Genomic DNA, 17,886 nt, shown 5'->3' on the forward strand with positions numbered 1-17,886 from the left:
TAATTGCCCGTGAGGCTTGACCATATAACACCCAAGCAATTTGCGCGTAAGCCGAATTGTGGTGGTGAAGACGAAAGACCCGAAAGTTCGCAACATCACAAATATCGCATATCCGAATTGGCCAAGAGTGTTCACGGACATTCTGGCAACAGAATTTCTTGACGACCATAGAGCATTGGAACCACCTGATCCCATCCCGAACTCAGTAGTGAAACGATGCATCGCCGATGGTAGTGTGGGGTTTCCCCATGTGAGAGTAGGTCATCGTCAAGATTCATTTAGCAAAACCCCTATCTGCGCATGCAGGTAGGGGTTTTGTCTTTGTGGCCTGAAAAAGCCAAGCCCACGCAAGTCTCGGCTTTACCCAGATCCCTGTAGGAGCGGCTTTAGCCGCGAACACCGGCGGAGCCGGTGCCATCCACCACGTCGCTTGCTTCAAAAAACCAAAGCAATCATGAAATGTGCGTCATCTATGCCTGACGAATCGCGGAGCAATGTTACGCTCGCGGAAATACTCAGCACGGATACCCACCATGGAAATGAACTGGCACCAGGCTTTGCAAGAGAGCCTGAGCTGGCTGGCAATCGCCTCGTTCATCACCCTAGTCTGCTTCGCCGCAGCCGCCACACTGGCCGTGCGCTGCACGCGCTGGGGCAGTCAGTTCTGGCAGCTTGCCGGGCCCTATTTCAGTTTCACGCGCAGTTGGCGGCCGCTGTTGGTGTTTGCGTTGCTGCTGGTGTTGACACTGTTCTCTGTACGGCTGAACGTGCTGTTCTCGTTCTGGTACAACGGCTTCTACAGCGCTTTGCAGGGGCTTGATCAAACCGCGTTCTGGTACTTGCTTGGCGTCTTTGCCGTACTGGCTACCATTCATGTGTTGCGCTCGCTTTTCACGTTCTATGTAACCCAGGCATTCAGCATTCATTGGCGGGTCTGGCTCACCGAGCGTCTGACCCACGACTGGATGAAAGGCGATGCCTACTACCGCGGCCAGTTCCTCGCCGAGCCAGTGGACAACCCCGATCAGCGTATCGAACTGGATATCAACGCTTTCGTCACCAGCTCGGTAAGCCTGGCGTTGGGCGCGGTCAGTGCGCTGGTTTCGCTGGTGGCATTTACCGGCATTCTCTGGGGGCTGTCGGCACCGCTGACGGTGGCCGGGGTGGAGATCCCCCGGGCGATGGTGTTTGCCGTGTACCTGTATGTCATCATCGCCACTTGGGTCGCCTTCCGCCTTGGGCGCCCATTGATCCGCCTGAATTTCCTCAACGAAAAACTCACTGCGAATTTCCGCTATGCGCTGATGCGCTTGCGTGAAAATGCCGAGAACATCGCCTTCTACCAAGGTGCTCAGGTCGAGCGGGGCACTTTGCTAGGCCGCTTTGCAGCCTTGATCGTGAATGCCTGGGCTTTGGTGTACCGAAACCTCAAGTTCAGTGGTTTCAACCTGGGCGTCAGCCAGGTTGCCGTGGTGTTCCCGTTCATTCTGCAGGCACCGCGTTTCTTCAGCGGCGCGATCAAGCTGGGCGACGTCATGCAAACGTCCCAGGCATTTGGCCAAGTGCAGGATTCGTTATCGTTCTTCCGTGAGTCGTATGATGCGTTTGCCCAGTACCGGGCGACCCTCGACCGTCTGACCGGGTTTCTCGATGCCAATGAGCAGGCGAGCGCATTGCCACGCGTCCTGACCGAAGACCAGGCGCATGCGCTGCAGATCACCCGCCTGCAGGTGCTGCGTCCGGACGGGCACGCCCTTATTGCCGACCTGGACCTGAGCCTGCACGCGGGTCAGGCGCTCTTGATCAAAGGGCCATCGGGCAGTGGTAAAACCACGCTGCTGCGCGCCCTGGCGGGCCTTTGGCCGTATGCCGAAGGTGAGGTCAGGCGGCCAATGGGCCATCAGGCACTGTTCCTGTCGCAGCGCCCGTACCTGCCTCTGGGTGACTTGCGTACTGTCATTGCCTACCCGGCAGCCAGCAAGCCAGAGGATGAGGCGCGGATGCAGCAGGCGTTGCGCCAGGTCAACCTGGCTCACCTGGCCGAGCGCCTGGACGTCAGTTGCGACTGGTCACACATTCTTTCGGTGGGTGAGCAGCAGCGTCTGGCATTCGCCCGGGTACTGTTCAACCGGCCGCAGGTGGTGTTCCTTGACGAGTCCACCTCGGCGATGGATGAGGGCCTCGAACATGCCTTGTATGCGTTGTTGCGCTCGGAAATGCCGGGGGCACTGCTGGTCAGTGTCGGCCACCGCAGCACGCTGGCAGCGTTCCATACCCATCGGCTGGAAGTGGATGGGCATGGCGGTTGGTCATTGCTGGAGCAGGAGGCTGCGCTGGCCTAGTTTGCGTCCGGGTGCTGATCACCGTCAGCATGGCGATCAGCCGGGCTCCTCCCAGGCTCAGCGCAGCAGTGTCAACCCCGCCAGGGTGGCGCCAGCGAACCCCGCGCCGACCAGAAAGGTTGCCTGAAATCCTGCACCATCCCACAGCAACCCGGCTACCACGCTGGCGGCCAGCAGTGCCACGCCGGTCAGCAGGTTGAACAGGCCGAAGGCGGTACCACGCAGGTTGGCCGGGGCACTGTCGGCGATCATGGCCGCGAAGACACCTTGGCTGAAGCCCAGGTGCAGGCCCCAGGCCGCAACCCCCAGGGCCAGCCCGCCCCAGCCCGGTAGCAGGGCCAGCAGCAGGTCGGCAGCGATCAGCAAACCCAACCCGGCCATCAGCACGCCTCGGCGCCCCACCCGGTCCGACAACACCCCGGCAGGGTAGGCCGACAGTGAGTAGGACAGCGCCATCAAGACCAGCACCGCCGGCGCCCACAGCGGTGCCAGGCCCATGTCCTGGGCACGCAGCAGCAGGAACGCTTCGCTGAAGCGGGCGAGGGTAAATAACGTTGCCAGGCCGATCAGTCGCCAATACGCCGACCCGAGGTGCACCATCTCGTGCAGCGCCAACGGTGTGCGTACCGGCCGTGAGGCAGGCCGCGTTTCAGGTTCGCGAACGAAGGCGATGAGAATGTATACCGCTACAAATGCCGGGATCACCGCTACCCAGAACACGGCTTGAAAGTGGCTCGCGGTCAGCCACATCAGCACGATTGCCAACAACGGCCCGAGGAAGGCGCCCACGGTATCGAGCGCCTGGCGCAGGCCGAACGCCGCGCCCCGCAGCTCGGCGGGGGTGACATCGGCCACCAGCGCATCGCGCGGCGCCCCGCGAATGCCTTTACCGACCCGGTCCACGAAACGTGCTGCGGTCAGCCACTCCAGCCCGGAGGCAATGGGGAACACCGGCTTGGTCAGCGCAGCCAGGCCATAACCGAGCACCGTCAGCAGCTTGCGCTTGCCCAGCCGGTCGCTGAGGGCGCCGGAAAACACCTTGGTGATCGATGCGGTCGCTTCGGCAATGCCTTCGATAACGCCCACCGCGACTACCGACGTGCCGAGCACGGTAACCATGTACAGCGGCAGCAGCGCATGGATCATCTCCGAGGAGATATCCATGAACATCGACACGAAGCCCAGCGCCCAGACGCTGCGAGGGATCTTCGGCAGACTTCTGGAGGTGTGTGCAGAGCGGCTGTCTTCATTGCTGCGCATCTGGGCTCCCGACAGAGTTGCTACGTTCGAAACTGTAGGAGCCTCCGTGCAGGATGCAAATCGATGGGTGGTTAACTGCTCTATCCCGGGTTTCAGCAAAGTTCCGTTACAAACATGTAAACTTCGTAAATAAGATGTACTCGCATTCGCATCTCTCTATATTTACCTCCCCTGTTGGCCACCAAACTGTGTTTGTGGGGCCGGTGGGCAAGGGCCCCCGGTTTCCGACAGGGATGTGCCTTTTCGCTCATGAATCGCAGGAGATGTACCCATGCAGTGCAGAACTTCACCCAATAGCCTGGCCCTGGCGTTCGTCGCGCTGGCGTCGCCGGCCATGATGGCCACTGCGGCTGAAGCCGAGGAGCAGCGTGCGGGTGAGGTGCAGGAAGTGTCGGTCGCCGACAACGTGCTGGTGATCCAGGACACCCTGATCACCGCCGAGCGCGAGGCACGCCAGGCCTTGGGCTCGTCGATCATCACTGCCGAAGACATCAAGCGCCACCCGCCGACCAATGACCTGTCCGATATCATCCGCCGCGAGCCCGGCGTCAACCTGACCGGCAACAGCGCCAGCGGCGCGCGGGGCAACAACCGCCAGATCGATCTGCGCGGCATGGGCCCGGAGAACACCTTGATCCTCATCGACGGCAAACCGTCCAGCGCACGCAACGCCGTGCGTTATGGCTGGAACGGCGACCGCGATACCCGAGGTGAAACCAACTGGGTGCCGGCCGAAGCGGTCGAGCGCATCGAGATCCTGCGCGGCCCGGCTGCCGCACGCTACGGTTCCGGCGCCATGGGCGGGGTGGTCAACATCATCACCAAGCGCCCTACCGACGAACTCAAGGGCAGTGTCAGCCTGTATACACAACTGCCGGAAGACAGCGCCGAAGGCGCCAGCCGCCGCGCCAACTTCAACCTGGGTGGCGGCCTTACCGACAACCTCGGGTTCCGCCTGTATGGCGGCTTGGCCAAGACCGACGCCGACGACTTCGACATCAACGCCAGCCACGCCAACAGCGCATTGGTTGCCGGACGTGAAGGTGTGCGTAACAAAGACATCAATGGCTTGCTGAGCTGGAAGCTCAACGACGAGCACCGCCTTGAAGCCAGCGCAGGCTACAGCCGTCAGGGCAACATCTACGCGGGCGACACCATGAACAGCAACGGCGGCAGCGATGTCGCGTTGATTTCCAGCCTGTATGGCCACGAAACCAACATCATGCAGCGCAGCACGTACGACCTGACCCACTTGGGCGACTTTACCTGGGGCACCAGCAAGACCACCCTGGCGTACGAGTACGTGCGTAACTGGCGCCTCAACGAGGGCCTGGCCGGTGGCCCGGAAGGGGCGATCAACGACAGTGGCGCGGCGATGTCGCGGCTGCGCAACACCCGCTTGAGCAGTGAGGTCAACCTGCCGTTCGCCATGGGCAGCACTGAACATGTGCTGACCTTGGGCGGTGAGTACTTGTACGAGTCGCTCAACGACCAGGGCTCGTTCCGCCCGCAAAGCTTCGATCCCAGCGGTTCGGGCAGTGATGCGATCAGCGGCTTCGATCGCAGCGATACGAAGATGACGGCCAGAAGCTATGCGTTGTTCGTCGAGGACAATATCGTCCTGGGTGATACGACCGTGACGCCCGGCCTGCGCTTTGACCATCACGAGATGTTTGGCGACAACTTCAGCCCAAGCCTGAACCTGTCGCACAAACTGACCGAGGCACTGTCGGTCAAGGGTGGCATTGCGCGTGCCTACAAGGTACCGAACCTGTACCAGTCCAACCCCAATTACCTGCTCTACAGCCGTGGCCAGGGCTGCAGTGTGCAGCAGACCAACTCCGGCGGCTGCTACCTGCAAGGTAATGCCGACCTCAAGCCAGAGATCAGCGTCAACAAGGAAATCGGCCTGCTGTACGACCGTGGTACCTGGCGTACCAGCGCGACCTACTTCCGCAACGACTACAAGAACAAGATCATCGGCGGGACCGATGTGCTCTACGCCATTAACAGCGGTCGCCGCGTGACCCAGTGGGAGAACGCGGGCGAAGCGCGGGTGGAAGGTATCGAAGGCAACTTCTTCATCGAATTGACACCGACCCTGGACTGGAACACCAACCTGACCTGGATGCTCGAGAACGACAACCGCGAAACCGGCGAGCCACTGTCGGTGATCCCGGAATACACCGTCAACACCACCCTCGACTGGCGCGCCACCGAGCAGCTGTCGTTCCAGGTAGCGGGTACCTACTTTGGCAAGCAGAAGTCACCGACCTACAACTACCGCACCCAGCAAGAGTACGACAAGACCGCGCAGCAGGACGTCGAGGCGTATGGCCTGGTGGACGTGAGTGCCGGGTACAAGTTCAACGCCAACTACGACGTGCGGGTAGGCGTGAACAACGTGTTCGACAAGCAGATCCTGCGGGGCGGCAACGCCAGCAGCTCGGGGGCCAACACCTATAACCAGCCGGGCAGGGCGGTGTTTGCTGCGCTGAATATCAACTTCTGATCCACGGGGCCGCTGTGCGGCCCAATCGCCGGCAAGCCAGCTCCCACGGGGACTGCACAGTCAACGAGCCCTGTGCAGTCCCTTTGGGAGCTGGCTTGCCGGCGATTGGGCTGCGCAGCAGCCCTGGCCTCATCACTGGACTCCAAGGAGCCTTCCGATGATCAAAGCCCCTGCCTGGCTACAGATTATCTCCCGCACCAGTGCCGCACTGCTCGGCGGCTACGCCCTGAGCTATGCCGCCACTGCCTGCCTGGCCCGCATCCTGCCGCTGCCTGCCACCGACGCGATCATCGTCGCGACCCTGCCCGCGTTCATTTTCTACACCGCCACCATCCTCTGGGCCTTCGCCAGCCGTGATGCCTTGCGCGCCTGGGCGCCGCTGGCACTGGCCGTGCCCCTGGCCCTGGTCGGTTTCTGGCCACAGATACTGGAGCGCCTGGCATGAAAAACACCTTCACCCAGTCGATGGCCTGGCTGCACACCTGGGCCGGCTTGATCTTCGGTTGGCTGCTGTTCGCCATCTTCGTTACCGGCACGCTGGCCGTGTTCGACAAGGAGCTCAATCACTGGATGCAGCCGGAAATCCCGGCCACGCAGGTGTCCGAGGCCGCCGCCGCCCAGCGTGCCATCGCCTACCTGCAGGCCCATGAGCCGAAGGCCGGCAACTGGGGCATCAGCTTACCGAGCGAGCGCTCGCCAGGCCTGCGCGTGTCCACCGGTGAGCGGCGCCACGGCGGCGGCGTACAGCTCGACCCGCGCACCGGCGAAGCCATCGAGGTGCGTGACAGCGTCGGCGGCAACTTTTTCTTCCGCTTCCACTTCACCCTCGACCTGCCGCGCAACTGGGGCATCTTCGTGGTCGGCGCGCTGGCACTGGTGATGCTGGCCGCATTGGTGACCGGCATTGTCATCCACAAGAAAATCTTCAAGGAGTTCTTCACCTTCCGGCCGAACAAGGGCCAGCGCTCGTGGCTGGATTTTCACAACGCCAGCGCGGTGCTGTTGCTGCCGTTCCACCTGATGATCACCTATACCGGCCTGGTGATCTTCATGCTCATTTATATCCCTGCCGGGGTGGATGCACTTTTCGCCGGTGACACCCGCGCCTACTTCCAGGCACAGGGTAATGCCCGCCTGGAGCAGCCCCGTGGCCTGGCCAGGCAGCCGGCCACCCTGGTCGACGTGGCGCCGTTGCTGGCCCAGGCCGAGGCGCGGCTGGGGCCTATTGGCGGCTTGAATATTCGTAACCCCAACACTGCAGCGGCGCGTATCGAAATCCGCCCCGAACTGGGCAACCGCATCGCCCTCGCCAAGGGGCAGGCCATGGTTTTCGACGGCGTCAGCGGGGCGTTACTCAGCGACGTGCCTGAATGGCGTGCGGCGCCGCTGACCCAACGGGTCATGGTCGGCCTGCACTTCGCCCAGTTCGGCGGCTACCCGATGCGCTGGCTGTACTTCATGTGCGGATTGATCAGTTGCCTGATGATCGCCAGCGGCCTGGTGCTGTTCTGCGTGAAGCGTGGGCGTAAATACGCCAGCGCCACCGCCGAAACATCGGCACGGCGTTGGTACCGGCTGGCCGAAGTGTGCAACGTGGGCTTTATCAGCGGCCTGCTGCTGGCATGCGTCGGGCTACTGTGGGCCAGCCGTTTGCTACCGGTGGATTTGATGCAGCGGGAAAGCTGGGAGGTACGCGCGTTCTTCGGTGTATGGCTGCTGGCGCTGTGGCATGCCGGCGTCAGGCCGGCGCGGCGCGCCTGGGTCGAACAACTGCTGCTGGCGGCATTGCTGTGCATCGGTCTGGGTGCATTTGGCGGCCTCGAAGACACGATGCGCCTCGGCGTAGCGGGCTGTGCGCTGGTGCTGGGGGTGTTGCTTGGTCTGGTGGCCTGGCGGGTGTGGCAAGCACAACCAGCGCAACGGAAGACCAGGGTAGGTCGGCAACAGGAGGTCAAGGCATGATGATGTGGATCATAGGTGGCGTGTTGTTCGCCTACGCCGGCATGCTTGGGCTGTGCCAAGGGCTGGAGCGGCATTACAAGCAGGTGTGGAATCGGGCGTGCCCACGCGTATTGCGTATGGGCCTGCGCAGCGCCGGTTGGTTGGCGTTGCTGGCCAGCCTGGTGCTGTGCGCCCAGGCCTGGGGTTGGGCCATGGGGCCGGTGGCCTGGTTCGGCGTGCTGTCGCTGGCGGGGTTGCTGCTGGTGATGCTGCTGCCGTACTGGCCGCGGATGGCGATGGGGTTGGTGGCTGCGGTGCCGGTGTGGGGGCTGGTTTCGCTGATAGCTTGACCGGGCCTGATCGCGGTAAAGGCTGCTACGACATAGTTGCAGCCAAAAGCTTCGCAGCGTGTTAAACCATGGGCCCAGCCTGCTGCGAGAGAGCCCCGGTGAAAGCCGTCCGCCTGACCCTGATCTGCCATGCCCTGACCCCGGCCCAGAAGGCCGGGCGTCTGCACCGAACAGATGACGGCATCTTGCCGTTAACGCAACAACCCGACGCCATGCTGCCCGGCATGCAGCTGCTGGCTGCGCCAGAACGGCGAGCCTGCGAGACCGCTACGTGGTTGTCGGGGCAGGTGCAGGTCGAACCGGGCTTGGCCGATTGCGACCTGGGTCACTGGCAGGGGCTGGCGTTGAAGCAATTGCAGGCTGAGCAGCCTGAGGCTTTGGCGCAATGGTTACAGGACCCGGCCAGTGCGCCGCACGGGGGGGAGTCGTTCGCCGCCCTGTGCCAGCGCCTGGCCGCCTGGCTGGCAGCCTTCGACAGCCCGGGCGATTGGCTGGCGGTGACCCACCCCATGGTCATGCGCGCTGTGTTGGTTCAGGTGTTGGGTTGCCCGATGAAGGCCAGCCAGCGTATCGACGTGCTCCCCCTGTCGCGCTTGGATCTGAGCTTTACCGGGCAGTGGCGACTGCGCCTGGAATGAGGCTCAGAACGCCAGCTTGTAGCCGATCAGCAGCAGCATCGCCGCCAGGCACGGGCGCAGCACCCGGTCGGAGATGCGCCCGGTGAGGTGGCTGCCCAGGTAGATGCCTGGCAGCGAGCCCAGCAGCAGGTAGCCCAGCAGCGACCAGTCCATGTTGCCCATGCCCGCGTGGCCCAGGCCTGCTACCAGGGTAAGGGGGACGGCGTGGGCGATTTCGGTACCGACCAGGCGGCGTGTGACCAGGAACGGGTACAGGAGGAACAACGCCACGGTGCCCAGGGCGCCAGCACCGATGGAGGTGAGTGTGACCATTACTCCCAGCACAACGCCGGTGAGTACGGTGAGGATGTTCAGGCTGCGATCGCTGAGGTGGTAGTGGTCACCGGCATGACGGCTGGCAAAGGCCTGCAGGCGCGATTTGAACAGGATGGCCAGCGCGGTCAGGATCAGCACCACCGCCAGGCCTTGCTTGATAATGGCATTGAGCGCCGAGGTGTCGGTGTGCAGGGTGCTGAGGAACCACAGGGTCAGCGCAGCGGCGGGCACGCTGCCCAGGCTGAGCAGGCCGGTGATTTTCCAGTCGATGTTCTTCTGGCGCGCATGCACCCAGACGCCACTGGCCTTGGTGATGGCCGCATAGAGCAGGTCGGTACCGACGGCCGTAGCCGGGTTGATGCCAAACCACAACAGGATCGGGGTCATCAGCGAGCCGCCACCGACGCCGGTCATGCCGACGATGAAACCCACGACCAGGCCAGCAATGGTGAAACCAAAAGAACCTACATCCATACGCTACTCGACTGCCCAACTTTGCCCGTTATCGGATGCAGCCAGCATATAGATTTTTTTATAGCCAAATAGACTTGTTCGTTATTAGGTTATAACCGACGCGGATTAACGATCCGTCATCACCACCATCACATGCGCATCGCCGCCGTCCTCGCTTTCGGACAGGTAAATATGCCCCACCTGGCTGTCGAAGTACGCCGTTTCCTGTGGCCCGATGCTCACCGCTTCGCCGGTTTCGAACTCGATGCGCACCCGCCCGCTCAGCACCAGGGCGAACTCTTGCCCGGGGTGGCGGATAAAGTCGTCGAACTGGCCGCGTTCACGGGCGATGATGCGGGCATAAGCCGGCGTCATGCGCCGCTCGGGGAAGTCGCCGGCGATCGGGTGGTAGTCATACGTGCCGGTCGAGTAGCCCGCTGCCGCCGGCAATGAATCGACCACCACGGTCACGGGCACCGGGGCATTGACCGTGGCACCGGAGCGGAACAACTGGGCAATATCGACATTCAGCGCCCGCGCAGCGGCGGCGAGCTTTTCATAACTGACCGACACCTGTGCCAGCTCCATCTTCGACAAGGTGGACAGCGGTACGCCACTGGCTTCGGACAATTGCTTGAGGGTCATCTGGCGCGCCTTGCGCACCTGGCGCAGGCGCTGGCCGACTACGGCGCGGTCAAGCAGGGGTAGGGCAGCGGGCATTCAGCGTTCTCGGCATACGGCGGTGGTCGGGCATCTTACCTTGGACACTTGCGCATTTCTAAATTCTCATATATTAGAATTCTCATAAATGATAATTTGCTTGTCAGGAGCGTGCATGACCCCGATCTACGACACCCTGATCATCGGCGCCGGCATTGCCGGTGCCTCGCTGGGCTATCGCCTGGCTGGCCAGCAGCGGGTGCTGCTGATCGAGCGCGAAGCACAGCCTGGCTACCATTCCACCGGGCGTTCGGCGGCCATGTTCATGGAGGCCTACGGCACTGCGCAGATCCAGGCGCTGACCCGCGCCAGCCGGGCCTTTTATGAAGCCCCGCCGGAAGGCTTCTGCGAGCACCCGCTGCTGGAGCCGCGCGGCTGCCTGTATGTGGCCAGCGTGGAACAGCGCGAGCTGCTTGAGCAGACCCACGCGCAGAACCTGGCCAATGGCACCGAGGTCAGCCTGCTTGACCGTGATGCCGCGCTGGCACTGGTACCCAGTCTGCGCGGCGAAACCCTGGCTGGCGCAGTGCTGGAGCCGGGCGCGATGGACCTTGATGTGCATGCCTTGCACCAAGGCTTCCTGCGCGGTTATCGCGCTGCCGGGGGTGAACTGCGCTGCAACGCCGAGCTGATCCAGGCCGTGTACCTGGACAACCTGTGGCAGGTGGAATTGGCTGGTGGCAGCCGTCTGCAGGCACGTCAGCTGGTCAATGCCGCGGGTGCCTGGGCGGACTGTGTGGCCGAGCAATGCGGTGTGGGGCGCATCGGCCTGCAACCGTGCCGGCGCAGTGCATTCACCTTTCCGGGCCCTGCCGACCAGGACTTCGCCCGCTGGCCAGCGGTAATTGGTGTCGACGAAAGCTTCTACTTCAAACCCGACGCCGGGCAATTGCTCGGTTCGCCTGCCAACGCCGACCCGGTCGAGCCGCAAGATGCTGCGCCGGAAGAGCTCGATGTGGCGTTGGGCATTTACAACATCGAAAGCATGACCACCTTGAAGATCCGCCGCCCCAGTCACACCTGGGCCGGGCTGCGTTCGTTCGTTGCAGACGGCGACCTGGTGGTGGGTTTCGATGCACACGCCCCTGCGTTCTTCTGGCTGGCGGCGCAAGGTGGCTATGGCATCCAGTCGGCAGCGGGGGCTTCGCGCCTGGCCGCCGACCTGCTGCTTGGCCAACCCCTGTGCTCTAGCCTTGTCAGCCAGGGTGTGGCGCCCGAGCGTCTGTCCCCGGCCCGTTTCCAGCAACCTTGAAAGGAGCATCCCATGAGCAATGACATCCAGCGCTTTCCCAGCAGCCTGCCGTTCCCGTTTTCCCGTGCAGTGAAGGCCGGTGGTTTTCTGTTTCTCTCTGGCCAGGTGCCGTTGAGCGCCAGCGGTGAAGTGGTGCGTGGTGACATCCAGGCCCAGACCCGCGCCGCCTGCGAGCGCATTGCCGAAAGCCTGGCGGCTTGCGGCGCACGTTTCGACCAGGTGGTAAAGGCCACGGTATGGCTGTCGGACATGAGCCACTTCGCCGGTTTCAACGAGGTGTACAAGGAGTTCTTCGGTGCCGCGTTGCCGGTGCGCTCGACAGTGGCCTCGGCGTTGGCGCTGGGAGTGGACGTGGAGATTGAAGTGCAGGCGTTTGTCGGCGATCTGTAACTGAGCAGAGGCCGCTCCCGCAAAAGCGATGCGGTGGCAGCAAAACAACAACAATAAATCCAGAGGTTCACATGCAAGAGCAGCTGAAGATTGCCGGCGCATTTGTCGGCGTGATCGTGGGGGCGGGCTTCGCTTCGGGGCGGGAACTGTTGTTGTTCTTTGTCGATTTCGGTGTGTGGGGGTTGGTGGGGGCACTGGTCAGTGCAGCCCTGTTTACCTTCCTTGGCATGGCCCTGGCCGGGTTGGGCAACCGCCAGCAGGCCACCTCGCACAAGGACGTGATACAGGCCATCTGCGGTCGCTACCTGGGCCTGTTTGTCGACTGGCTGATCACCTTTTTCATGTTTGCCGTCACGGTGGTCATGCTGGCCGGTGGGGGCGCGTTGCTGGAGCAACAGTTCGGCATTCCGGCACTGACCGGCAGCGTGTTGGTGACGTTGGTGGTGGTGGCGATTGTGTGCCTGGACGTGCGCAAGGTGATCCTGGCCATCGGTGCCATCACACCGCTGTTGATCCTGGTGGCTTCGGCGATTGCACTGTACGCCGTGTTTACCCGTGAACAGAGCTTCGCCGCGCTCGACCAGCTGGCCAGCCAGCAGCAGGCCGGTACCCGGCACTGGCTGTTGGGCGCGTTTCTGTATGTGTCGTACAACATCGTTGCCGGTGCGCCGATTCTGGCCATTCTGGGGGGCTCGGCCAAGGGCGAGAAAACTGCAGTGTGGGGTGGCCTGCTGGGGGGGGCGGCGTTGGGCGGCCTGATGCTGGTGATGAGTGCCGGGTTGTTGTCGCGCCTGGACAGCGTGGCCGACTTGCCCATGCCGATGCTGTCGATTGCCAACGAAGTGTCACCGCTGCTGGGGGGGGTGATGTGCCTGATCATCTTCGGCATGATCGTCAACACGGCAGTGGGTACGTTGTTTTCGTTTCTTTCGCGGCTGCTGCCGGCGGGCACCGCAACGTTCCGCTGGGGTTCGGTGATAACCGGGGTGGTGGCTTTTGGCTGCAGCCTGGTGGGGTTCATCAGCCTGGTGGGGGAGGTGTACCCGTTGTTTGGCTACCTGGGTTTCGTGCTGATGGCGGCGGTGTTGCTGGCCTGGGTGCGGCGGGACAGGGCCACGAAAGCGGCTGTGGCATAAAAAAAGGGGCGCACAGCGCCCCTCTTCGGGTCCATCAGATTTTGAAGCTGCCCACCAGCTGCTTCAAGCGCCCGGCCTGCTGGGCCAGCTGGTCGCAATGACGTAGGGTTTCGTTCAGGTTTTCCACGCCCTGCTGGTTCAGGGCGTTGATCTGGGTGATGTCCAGGTTGAGGCTCTCGACCACGGCGGTCTGCTCTTCGGTCGCGGTCGCCACGGACTGGTTCATGCCATCGATTTCGCCAATGCGCTGGGTCACGCTGGCCAGGCGTTCACCGGCCTGGTTGGCTACCTGCACGGTCTGCTCGCTGGACACCTGGCTGGTGTTCATGGTGTGCACCGCTTCGCGCGAGCCTACCTGCAGGCTGGTGATCATGCGGTGGATCTCTTCCGCCGACTCCTGGGTACGGTGTGCCAGGTTGCGCACTTCGTCGGCCACTACGGCAAAGCCACGGCCGGCTTCACCGGCACGGGCCGCCTCGATCGCGGCGTTCAGTGCCAGCAGGTTGGTCTGCTGCGAAATACCCTTGATCACGTCGAGAATCTTGCCGATTTCGTCGGTGCTGGCGTTGAGTGTTTCGATCTGCGCGCACGACTCGCTGATGCGCTGCGACAAGGCGGTCATGGCACTGATCGCCTCTTCTACCACTTCACGTCCGCCGTGCGCCTGCTCGCTGGCGCCGCTGGCATGCTGCGAAGCATCGGCGGCGTTGCGGGCGATTTCCTGGGTGGCGGCGCCCAGTTCGTTGATGGCCGCCGCCACGCTGTTGGTGCGCATGCTCTGTTCTTCCGAGCCGGTGATCGACGCGTTGGAAGCGCTGACCACTTTTTCCGACAGGTCGTGCACCAGGCGGGTGGCTGAGGACACTTCGCTGATCGAGGCATGGATGCGCTCGACGAAGCGGTTGAACGAGGTGGCCAGTTCGCCGAACTCGTCCTTGTTCTGCACGGTCAGGCGGCGGGTAAGGTCGCCTTCACCCTCGGCGATGTCGCGCATGGCGCGGCCCATGGTGGTCAGCGGGCTCATCAGCACCGGGATCAGCAGGCCAAGCAGGCCGGCGATGGCGGCCACGGCAATCAGCATGGCGATGATCGCCGAGGTGCGGAACTGGCTGAGTGCAGCGTAAGCCTTGTCCTTGTCAATCGACAGGCCGATGTACCACTGCGCCGACGGCAGGCCGGCTACCGGGGCGAAGGAAATGATGCGGTCCTGGCCGTTGAGGGTGACATCCTGCATGCCGGCGGCAATCCGCAGGTTGCTGCCGGGGTAGATGTCCTTGAGGTTCTTCATCACCTGGTCTTTGTCGGGGCTGACAATCACCTGGCCATTGGCGTCTGCCAGGAAGGCGTGGCCGATGCCGCCGAAGTCGACCGAGTTGATGATCTCGACCAAGGTGTCGAGGGTCACGTCACCGCCGACCACACCGATCAGCTCGCCGTTGCTTTTGCTCTTCACCGGGGTGGCGATGGTGACCATCAGGCCGCCGACCGCGCCTTGGTAGGGGGCGGTCAGCACGGTCTGCCCGGCGCTGGCGGCGGCGCCATACCAAGGGCGCTGGCGCGGGTCGTAACCGGCAGGCATCTGGGCGTCCGGGCGCTGGGTGAACGCACCGTTGGCCTGGCCCAGGTACGTGAACAGGAAATTACGCGTGTAGGACGGCTGCTCGATCAGCCCGGCCAGGGTCTCGCCGGCACCTTGCTGGCCGATGTCCTGGGCCAGGTTTTCCAGCACCAGGATGCGCCCGCTCATCCAGTTCTGCACGCTGCTGGCGGTCAGTGCACCGGATTGCTGCACCGACGCTTCGATGTTCTGGCGGATGGTGTTGCGTTGCAGGTAGTCGTTGTAGAGCGTGAACAGGGCAAATGCCAGGACCACGACGCCGCAGGCGCTGAGCAGGATCTTGTGGCGAAATTTCAGGTTCATGTTTCGAGACCTTGAGCCAATGAAGGGAGGGCGCAGCGCGCTCATGACGCACTGCGGGGCCTGTCGACCGGGATATCGGCTAAAGGGGTAAAAGATTGAAGTACTTACAGAAAATTCTTACGGCCGTTTCGACAGACGGTAATCAACGGTTACTCAACTGCTGGATCAACAGCCGTGCGGCTTGCTGCAGCGGTTGTTGCTTGCGCCACAAGATGTGTACCGGCAACTGCAACTCGTTGCGTGTATTGCGAAAACCCAGGCGCACCAGGCGTCCGCTGGCGAGCAGCGGCGCAACCCGCGACAACGGCAGGTCGCCCCAGCCCAGGCCTGCTTCCACCATTTGCAACGCCAGGTCGAAGCTGTCGGTTGACCAGTGCGCTGCACCGATCAGCGGGCGCGGGTCGGCCATTGGCAGGTCGCGGCTGCGCACCAGAATCTGACGCACCTGGGTCAGGTCTTCGAGGTAATGGATGCGCCCCTCGCGCAAGGCCGGGTGGGCCGGCGACAGAGTGGCCACCAGCGACTCCATGCCGATGTGCTGGAAGCCTCGGCGGGCGTCGACCTGCAGGCCTGCAAAGGCCACGCAGAGGTCGGCGCGGCCACTGTCCAGCAGGTGCAGGGCTTCTTCCTGCGGGGCGCTGAGCAGGGCGATATCCAGCAGCGGGTGGCGTTCGCCAAGGTGTGCGATAGCCGCCAACAGTGGCCGGTGGTCGATGTCTGGTACCACGGCCAGGGTCAGGCTGCTTTCCAGCCCTTGGGACAGCTCCAGTGCGTGTACCTGCAGCAATCCCAATTGTTCGCCAATCAGTCTGGCGTGTGGTTCCAGGGCCAGGGCTTGGGCAGTTGGGCGAACCTCACGCGAACCCCGTTCGAACAAGCTGTAGCCCAGTTCCGCTTCAAGGTTGCCGATAGCCATGCTCACGGCTGAAGGCACGCGCCTGAGGGCGCGCGCGGCGGCAGAAAACGAACCGCAGTCGAGCACGGCTAGAAAAAGCTGGATGTTGTCGCTGGAAAAGTTCATGGCAGGCTCCTGTCAGTTGATCTGACAGCTGCTGACTTTTGCTGTCAAGCATGGTGAAGCATGATCGCGCCCCATCGCTTTTTGTCATTGGAGGTAACCCCGAGTGCAGGGATTGAAACGCAAACTGGTCTACGTGACTTTTTATGAGCTGATCGGGTTGTGCATGTCGACCCTCGGGCTGGCTTACCTGTCGGACACCCAGGCGTCGCATACCGGGCCGCTGGCGGTGATGATCACCACCATCGCCATGCTCTGGAACCTGGTTTACAACACCTTGTTCGAAGGGTGGGAGAGCCGCCAGGCCACGCGTGGGCGCAGCGTGGCGCGGCGGGTGGCGCATGCCATCGGCTTTCAGCTGACGCTGGTGGTTTACCTGATTCCGCTGATTGCCTGGTGGCTCGACATGACACTGGTGGAGGCGTTGCTGGTGGACATGGCGTTCATCGTGCTGGTCCCTTGCTACACCTTTGCCTACAACTGGGCGTTTGATCGGGTGTTCGGGCTGCCAAGTTCCGCGATGGCCGCTGCCTGACAGGTTTCCTGTACCGGCCTCTGCGCAGGTACAGGCAACCCCTAAGGCGGCAGGCGAATGATCAAAGGCTCTTGCTGCTGCTTTACCTGCTGCTCCGCAGGTTGTTCAACCGGTCGCGGCACACTGGCCAGCAAACTGTCCTCAACCTGCCCCGACAAGTAATACACTCCCGCCATGGCCCCGCTTTGGCGGTTTTCCATCAACTCTTGCCATTCCTGGTTCAGCGCGACGTTGAGGATCACCCGCAACTGTTCGACCATCTGCGGGTGTTCGCGGTCATGGGTCATCATGCCGTAGCCGGCCGCGGCAATCGAAATCATCGCCCCCGCCACCTTGCCCACCGCCGACGCTACGGCACTGGCGATGCCGCGCGGCGCCAGGGTAGCGCCGAGCTTTTCGCTGGCCTGGGTGGCCACCGAGTTCAACCCGACATCGGTTCGCCCGGGGCCTTTGCTGGCCTGCTCATGCAAGTGCTGGCGCATGGCTTGCCAGGCCGGTTGCTGGTCCAGCGACTTGGCCCGAAGCAACTGGTACAGGCTGGCATTACGCGCATCCGGCGGCCCCAGGTGGATGGCGGGGATGCGGTTGAGGCGCTGGCTGACCTGCTCGGGCGGCGCGTTGTAGCGGCTGATGATGGCGGGTAGCTGCTGGCCGAGCAGCTGCAGGTACAGCTCGCAGGCGCGGTCGCGAATGCCCTCGGGATTGATCTGCTCGGCCACCGGCTCGATCACCCGCTCGTGGTATTGCTCCTGCAGGTACAGGGCCAGGCGCTTTTCCGCAGGTTCACGGCCTTCGCCGCTGTCGAGCTTGTACCAGGCCACTTTGAGGGTGAGCCACTGCTGGGTCCAGTAACCGGTGAACCAAGGGATGAAGTCGCTTTCGGTGCGCTGTTGTACCTGTTCCTTCCATACCCGCATGGAGCGCCGGGCATAGTCGTTGGCCGAGCCGGCTGCGCCGACCGAAGCGTCGATCAGCTCCTGGTCGATGCGTTGCCAGGCGGCGGGCGTGAGCACCGCAGGCGTAGGCGGGGCAGGTGGGCGCTTGCCCGCGCAGCCGGCCAGGGCCAACAGCAGGCACAGCAACAGAAGGATTCGAGCACTCAC

Annotated in this window: 16 protein-coding genes, 1 rRNA gene and 1 pseudogene; 11 read left to right on the forward strand and 7 right to left on the reverse strand. The window is 62.9% G+C overall.

Translation table 11 applies throughout. The features are described from left to right. Positions 1-157 precede the first annotated feature (157 nt). Both rrf and B9A31_RS23860 read left to right on the forward strand, forming a co-directional pair. Positions 158-273 (forward strand): 5S ribosomal RNA (gene rrf, locus B9A31_RS23855). Positions 274-533: 260 nt separating this feature from the next. Continuing rightward, complete coding sequence (locus B9A31_RS23860; RefSeq protein WP_084297457.1) at positions 534-2,342, forward strand: ABC transporter ATP-binding protein/permease; 1,809 nt, start codon at positions 534-536, stop codon at positions 2,340-2,342. A gap of 57 nt (positions 2,343-2,399) precedes the next feature. Here B9A31_RS23860 and B9A31_RS23865 read toward each other — a convergent pair whose 3' ends face one another. Further along, positions 2,400-3,602 (reverse strand): MFS transporter, encoded by a 1,203-nt coding sequence (locus B9A31_RS23865; RefSeq protein WP_084297458.1) that lies wholly within the window; start codon positions 3,600-3,602, stop codon positions 2,400-2,402. Between the two features lie 271 nt (positions 3,603-3,873). Between B9A31_RS23865 and B9A31_RS23870 the strand changes: the two genes are divergently transcribed. The 5 genes from B9A31_RS23870 (at position 3,874) to B9A31_RS23890 (ending at position 9,043) form a co-directional block, all read left to right on the forward strand. Beyond that, the gene (locus B9A31_RS23870) at positions 3,874-6,114 is read left to right on the forward strand and encodes a TonB-dependent siderophore receptor (RefSeq protein ID WP_084297459.1); all 2,241 of its coding nucleotides are present in this window, start codon (positions 3,874-3,876) and stop codon (positions 6,112-6,114) included. A gap of 157 nt (positions 6,115-6,271) precedes the next feature. Further along, a complete protein-coding gene (locus tag B9A31_RS23875) occupies positions 6,272-6,559 on the forward strand; it encodes a hypothetical protein (RefSeq protein ID WP_019097199.1) in 288 nt (95 codons plus the stop codon). Further along, a complete protein-coding gene (locus B9A31_RS23880; RefSeq protein WP_084297460.1) occupies positions 6,556-8,076 on the forward strand; it encodes a PepSY-associated TM helix domain-containing protein in 1,521 nt (506 codons plus the stop codon). Before B9A31_RS23875 ends, B9A31_RS23880 begins: the two co-directional genes overlap by 4 nt. After that, positions 8,073-8,405 carry a DUF3325 domain-containing protein gene (locus B9A31_RS23885; RefSeq protein WP_019097198.1) on the forward strand — a complete coding sequence of 111 codons (333 nt, stop codon included), beginning with the start codon at positions 8,073-8,075 and terminating at the stop codon, positions 8,403-8,405. Before B9A31_RS23880 ends, B9A31_RS23885 begins: the two co-directional genes overlap by 4 nt. A 98-nt stretch (positions 8,406-8,503) precedes the next feature. Continuing rightward, positions 8,504-9,043: a histidine phosphatase family protein gene (locus tag B9A31_RS23890; protein WP_019097197.1), complete on the forward strand. Its 540-nt coding sequence runs from the start codon at positions 8,504-8,506 to the stop codon at positions 9,041-9,043. Positions 9,044-9,046: 3 nt separating this feature from the next. Here the strand turns inward: B9A31_RS23890 and B9A31_RS23895 are convergent, their stop codons facing one another. Further along, a complete protein-coding gene (locus B9A31_RS23895; RefSeq protein ID WP_012271535.1) occupies positions 9,047-9,832 on the reverse strand; it encodes a sulfite exporter TauE/SafE family protein in 786 nt (261 codons plus the stop codon). A gap of 105 nt (positions 9,833-9,937) precedes the next feature. After that, complete coding sequence (locus B9A31_RS23900; RefSeq protein WP_016714792.1) at positions 9,938-10,531, reverse strand: helix-turn-helix domain-containing protein; 594 nt, start codon at positions 10,529-10,531, stop codon at positions 9,938-9,940. A 115-nt stretch (positions 10,532-10,646) separates the two neighbouring features. Between B9A31_RS23900 and B9A31_RS23905 the strand changes: the two genes are divergently transcribed. From B9A31_RS23905 to B9A31_RS23915, 3 genes are all read left to right on the forward strand, one after another. Continuing rightward, complete coding sequence (locus B9A31_RS23905) at positions 10,647-11,783, forward strand: NAD(P)/FAD-dependent oxidoreductase (RefSeq protein WP_084297461.1); 1,137 nt, start codon at positions 10,647-10,649, stop codon at positions 11,781-11,783. A 12-nt stretch (positions 11,784-11,795) separates the two neighbouring features. Continuing rightward, positions 11,796-12,173, forward strand: coding sequence for a RidA family protein (locus tag B9A31_RS23910; RefSeq protein WP_084297462.1), 378 nt, complete (start codon positions 11,796-11,798; stop codon positions 12,171-12,173). Between the two features lie 71 nt (positions 12,174-12,244). Then, positions 12,245-13,309 carry a YkvI family membrane protein gene (locus B9A31_RS23915; protein ID WP_084297463.1) on the forward strand — a complete coding sequence of 355 codons (1,065 nt, stop codon included), beginning with the start codon at positions 12,245-12,247 and terminating at the stop codon, positions 13,307-13,309. A gap of 34 nt (positions 13,310-13,343) precedes the next feature. Here the strand turns inward: B9A31_RS23915 and B9A31_RS27860 are convergent, their stop codons facing one another. The 3 genes and pseudogenes from B9A31_RS27860 to B9A31_RS23925 all read right to left on the reverse strand — a co-directional run bounded on the left by B9A31_RS27860 (position 13,344) and on the right by B9A31_RS23925 (position 16,251). After that, positions 13,344-14,084, reverse strand: coding sequence for a methyl-accepting chemotaxis protein (locus B9A31_RS27860; protein ID WP_371851099.1), 741 nt, complete (start codon positions 14,082-14,084; stop codon positions 13,344-13,346). Between the two features lie 114 nt (positions 14,085-14,198). Then, positions 14,199-15,275 (reverse strand): annotated as a pseudogene (gene mcpA, locus B9A31_RS27865) (methyl-accepting chemotaxis protein McpA); the annotation flags it as partial. A 97-nt stretch (positions 15,276-15,372) separates the two neighbouring features. Then, on the reverse strand, positions 15,373-16,251 hold the full coding sequence (locus B9A31_RS23925; protein ID WP_016714788.1) for a LysR family transcriptional regulator: 879 nt from the start codon (positions 16,249-16,251) through the stop codon (positions 15,373-15,375). Between the two features lie 103 nt (positions 16,252-16,354). Here B9A31_RS23925 and B9A31_RS23930 point away from each other — a divergent pair, with 103 nt between their 5' ends. Beyond that, complete coding sequence (locus B9A31_RS23930; protein WP_027609737.1) at positions 16,355-16,783, forward strand: PACE efflux transporter; 429 nt, start codon at positions 16,355-16,357, stop codon at positions 16,781-16,783. 41 nt (positions 16,784-16,824) lie between these two features. On the opposite strand, the gene B9A31_RS23935 is transcribed toward B9A31_RS23930, so the two are convergent. Further along, positions 16,825-17,886: a hypothetical protein gene (locus B9A31_RS23935; protein ID WP_016714786.1), complete on the reverse strand. Its 1,062-nt coding sequence runs from the start codon at positions 17,884-17,886 to the stop codon at positions 16,825-16,827.

It is taken from the genome of Pseudomonas sp. URIL14HWK12:I5 (assembly GCF_900176445.1).
GTDB classification, from domain to species: Bacteria; Pseudomonadota; Gammaproteobacteria; order Pseudomonadales; family Pseudomonadaceae; genus Aquipseudomonas; species Aquipseudomonas monteilii.